Source organism: Bombilactobacillus bombi, from assembly GCF_013607485.1.
GTDB classification, from domain to species: Bacteria; Bacillota; Bacilli; order Lactobacillales; family Lactobacillaceae; genus Bombilactobacillus; species Bombilactobacillus bombi_A.
The window spans coordinates 1-4,384 of record NZ_SCHP01000072.1 but is presented as its reverse complement, the minus strand read 5'-3'; the positions used below and the strand labels follow the sequence as shown (position 1 = coordinate 4,384).

At 37.7% G+C, this 4,384-nt stretch carries 7 protein-coding genes; all 7 read right to left on the bottom strand.

The window, feature by feature from the left end; all coding sequences use genetic code 11:
- Positions 1–393 (bottom strand): SAM-dependent methyltransferase (locus EQ827_RS07905; RefSeq protein WP_309109355.1); only part of this gene is annotated, 393 nt, incomplete at its 3' end.
- Positions 394–404: 11 nt separating this feature from the next.
- A complete protein-coding gene (locus EQ827_RS07900; RefSeq protein ID WP_181190449.1) occupies positions 405–1,277 on the bottom strand; it encodes a polyprenyl synthetase family protein in 873 nt (290 codons plus the stop codon).
- Positions 1,274–1,516, bottom strand: coding sequence for an exodeoxyribonuclease VII small subunit (locus EQ827_RS07895; RefSeq protein WP_181190448.1), 243 nt, complete (start codon positions 1,514–1,516; stop codon positions 1,274–1,276). The genes EQ827_RS07900 and EQ827_RS07895 overlap by 4 nt, the downstream gene beginning before the upstream one ends.
- Entirely contained in the window at positions 1,506–2,846 is a 1,341-nt protein-coding gene (gene xseA / locus EQ827_RS07890) for an exodeoxyribonuclease VII large subunit (RefSeq protein WP_181190447.1), read from the bottom strand. The genes EQ827_RS07895 and xseA overlap by 11 nt, the downstream gene beginning before the upstream one ends.
- Positions 2,836–3,696 carry a bifunctional 5,10-methylenetetrahydrofolate dehydrogenase/5,10-methenyltetrahydrofolate cyclohydrolase gene (locus EQ827_RS07885; RefSeq protein ID WP_181190446.1) on the bottom strand — a complete coding sequence of 287 codons (861 nt, stop codon included), beginning with the start codon at positions 3,694–3,696 and terminating at the stop codon, positions 2,836–2,838. The genes xseA and EQ827_RS07885 overlap by 11 nt, the downstream gene beginning before the upstream one ends.
- Positions 3,697–3,732: 36 nt before the next feature.
- A complete protein-coding gene (nusB, locus tag EQ827_RS07880) occupies positions 3,733–4,176 on the bottom strand; it encodes a transcription antitermination factor NusB (protein WP_309109354.1) in 444 nt (147 codons plus the stop codon).
- 19 nt (positions 4,177–4,195) lie between these two features.
- The coding region (locus tag EQ827_RS07875) for an Asp23/Gls24 family envelope stress response protein (RefSeq protein ID WP_181190445.1) at positions 4,196–4,384 on the bottom strand (189 nt) is incomplete at its 5' end.

Genomic DNA, 4,384 nt, shown 5'->3' with positions numbered 1-4,384 from the left:
CATCACAGCCACGCGTGGATCCTCGCGCAATTTCCAAGCCAATTGATTATAACCCACATCTAAGGCATAAACCTTACGCGCTCCGGCTTGCAGGGCAACATCTGTAAAACCACCAGTAGAAGCGCCGATATCTAAGCATAAACGATTTTTCAAATCAATATCAAAAGCCTTTAAAGCCTTAGCTAATTTAAAAGCACCCCGACCAACATATTGTTGATAAGCTCCGGCTTTTAGATGTAATTGACTATCGATAGAAATTTTTTCACCCGGTTTGTCTAAACGTAAATTGTCGCTATTATAAACTTCACCCGCCATTATTTTTCTTTTTGCCTGCTCGCGAGAATCAGCCAACTTTTGTGCGACCGCCAAAACATCAACGCGTTCTTTTTTCAAAGTAATTCTCCTTAATCAAAATATTCCAATGATGCAGCCAAAATACTATCTGCTAAACTAATGGCTTGGAGCTCTTGATGAGCTTGATGAACTATTGCAGCAAGGCGCTCTTGAGCAGATGGAAGGCCTAATAAACTCACATAGGTATTCTTACCTACCGCTTGATCTTTGCCAACTTTTTTGCCCATTTTAGCTTCTGTGCTAGTAACATCCAATATATCATCATAAATTTGAAAGGCGACCCCAAAATTTTGGGCAAATCTTTGCAAGTGCATCAGCTGCTCTTGGTCAGCTTGTGTGCAAAGAGCACCCATTTTGACAGCTGCCGTAATTAAGGCACCAGTTTTTTGAGCATCTAAAGTTGTTATCTGGGTTAAATCTAATTTTTTACCAGTGTTAATAATATCAATCGTTTGCCCAGCTACCATTCCCTGTCCTCCAGCTGCATTGGCCAAAGTCCAAACCAACTGTGATTGTAGTACCGGAACCAAAGAATTATCAGTTAACCACAAAAAAGCTTGCGTCAATAAAGCATCCCCAGCTAAAACCGCTTGGGCAGGAGTAAATTTTTTATGGTTAGTTAATTGACCACGTCGATAATCATCATTATCCATTTCGGGCAAATCATCATGAATTAAAGAATACGTGTGCACCAACTCCAACGATCCAGCAATCTTAAAATAAGTTTCTAAATCTGCTTGGGGCTGCAAAGATTTAACAGTTGCCAGTAGTAAAAATGGTCTAATTCTTTTACCACCAGCATCTAAAGAATAAAGCATACTGGACTGTAATTGTGGTTGAACAATTTCTTGTACTAATTGCTGATGCAAAAAATCATTAAAATGTTCTAAATACTGACTCTGAAATTTTTGAAATTGATTCATTTTTGATCAGAGCTTTCTTGATTGTTCAATTGAAAATCACTTTCTTGCCCATCGGCAGTCATAACCTGAGTCAGTTTTTTTTCTGCTTCTGAAAGAGTTTTTTCTAAAGTTTGACTCAATTGAACTCCCTTTTGAAATTGAGTCATTGCCTTTTCTAAAGGGACATCGCCTTGCTGAAGCTCATCGACAATTTGCTGCAATTCAGTGAGATTTTCTTCAAAAGTTTTTTTATTTGTCATTATTTTCTGCCTCAATTTTTAATACTTGTGCGGTAAATTTACCGTCTGCTAAACGAATTTGAATTTGCTGATGGGGAGATAAAAGTCGCGTCTGTGTGATTACCTGCTGCTGAGCACTAACAACCGCATAGCCACGTTGAAGAGTTTTTAAAGGACTTAAACTATCTAAATTAGTAACTTGCTGAGCCAACTGATGCTGACGTTCTTTTAAGTAATTACCATAATTTTGAGAAAGATTTTTTTCTAAAAGCTGTACTTGCTGAGAATAATTTTGCAGCTGTGGCTGTTGAAATTTCAATGATTGCTGTAAGAGCCGCAGCTTTTGTTTATTAGCTTCTAATTGGTGTTTTATTGCATCCTGTAAGGCATTGGTAAGCTGATCCACCTGCTGAGAATAATCACGATACAAATTTTGAGGATTTTTAAAAAGATAATTTTCTTGATAAACATTTAATAATTGGCGCTTTTTAATCAAAATACTACGCAAAGCCTGGAAAATTAAAGTCCGCTGCTGTTGAATTTGTAAAATAACCTCTTGTAAAACAGGAGTAGCCAATTCGGCAGCTGCTGTTGGCGTTGGTGCCCGTAAATCAGCTACCAAATCAGCAATAGTCGTATCTGTTTCATGACCTACGGAAGAAATAACCGGAATTTGTAGTTTTAAAATTGCTCGAGCAACTTTTTCTTCATTAAATGGCCACAAATCTTCAATCGATCCACCTCCACGACCAATAATTACTGTATCAAAGTTGCTGATTTCCCCTACCTGATTTAAACAATTAACTAAGCTATCGGCAGCCTCTTGACCCTGAACGAGTGCCGGAAATAACACCAGTTGTACAATTGGAAAGCGTCGTTGGACCGTAGTAATAATGTCACGAATTACTGCGCCTGATGGGCTAGTAATGACAGCAATTCGCCGTGGAAATTTAGGAATAGGTTTTTTAGGCACATCAAAGGCACCTTCCTGACGCAATTTGGCTTTTAATTGTTCGTAAGCCTTATATAAAGCCCCAATCCCGTCAGGTTCCATCCGATCAACATATATTTGATATTGACCACTTGCCTCATATAAAGAAACATAACCGCTAACTAAAACTTTCATCCCTTCTTCAGGTTGAAACTTAATCTTAGCAAACGCGCTTTGAAACATAATCGCCGAAATTTTGGCATGTTCATCTTTTAAAGAAAAATATTGGTGCCGTGGTCGCAAGCGAAAATTAGATATTTCTCCGGTTAAATAAACTCGCTTTAAATAAGGATCTGCATCAAACTTTCGTTTTAAATACTTGGTTAAAGCCGTTACTGTTAAATATTGATTATCTGTCATTAATTTGTACTCGCTTTTGCGCTATCTTAATTACTTGCTCCAACAAACAGGCTACTGTAACTGGACCTATACCTCCAGGAACCGGTGTCAGCATCGAAACCTGGTTTTGAGCCCGTTGAAAATCTACATCACCCACTAGCTTACCAGTACTATCTAAATTAGTACCAACATCAACTACAATTGTTTGTGGTGATAAATATTCGTCAGTAATAAATTGTGCCTGTCCAATCGCCACAATCAAAATATCTGCTCGTTGGGTCAAAGCTGCGAGATTGCGGGTATGTGAATGAGCAATTGTAACAGTAGCATTTTGCTTTAAAAGCATAGCTGCTAAGGGTTTACCTACAATTTCGCTGCGACTCAAAATTACAATATGCTTACTTGCTACTTTAATATGATAATATTTTAATAAGGCTATGACTGCACGAGCAGTAGCAGGAAAATTACCTTGAGCGCCATTCCATAAACGACCAACATTTTCATTCGTTAAACCATCAACATCTTTACAAGTATCTATAGCAGCAATAATTGGTCGCAACTGTAAATGCTGCGGTAATGGTAGCTGCAGTAATATAGCATCTATGGGCGCTGCGTTATTTAAATGTTCCAATAAGTTAACTACGGACAATTGGGACGTGGTTTTTGGTAAGCTGTGTACTTGATAATTAATTCCTAACGCCCGAGCTTGGCGCTGTTCGTTTTTCGCATAAGTTAAACTAGCAGCATCAGGGCCAACAATTACTGTAGCTAAAGTAGGGGTCACTTTCTGTTTCTTTAAGGACTGTACTTTAAGTTGTAAATCTTTTTTCATCTGCTGAGCTAAAGGTATGCCCGACAAGATTTTTACCATAAATAACCTTCTTTACAAAAAAGCCAGGACTAAATACTAATCCCGGCCGTTTTCAGTGACATTATCAATCGGTTCATTTTTAGCTGGGATAAAATTAGATAAAATCCCATTAACAAATTTTTTTGCTTGTGGATCACTATACTGATCAACTAACTCTAAGGCTTCATTAACAGCCACTTTAGCAGGAATAGCGGGACTATTTTGAATCTCAAAAAGACCAATTCTTAATATATTTACATCAGCGCGACTTAAACGCTGCAAAGTCCAGCCCTTTTTTAGATGTTGTGCTAATTGCTGGTCTAATAACTCGTGTTTATCCCAAACTCCTTGCACTAGAAATTGCAAATAATCTGGTGTTTCAGATATTTGTGCTGTCTGTAAAACTTCCTGCAAAGCTTGCTGTTCATCAACCACATTAGACGTTAATAAAAATAAAGTCTGAAACGCTAATTCCCGAACTTTATGCCTGGTTATAGTCACTTTTTAATCCCACTTTTCTTTACTCTTTGCTATTACTTAAAACTGCCTTTTTATCATTTTTTGGAGCAACTAAACCAACAACATGGATATTCACTTGATCCATTTCCATTTCGGTCATAAATTGCAATTGTTGACTTAATTCTTTTTGCATTGCCAAAGCCACGTTGGGCACAGCAACACCATATTTTAAATATACATAAACCTCAGC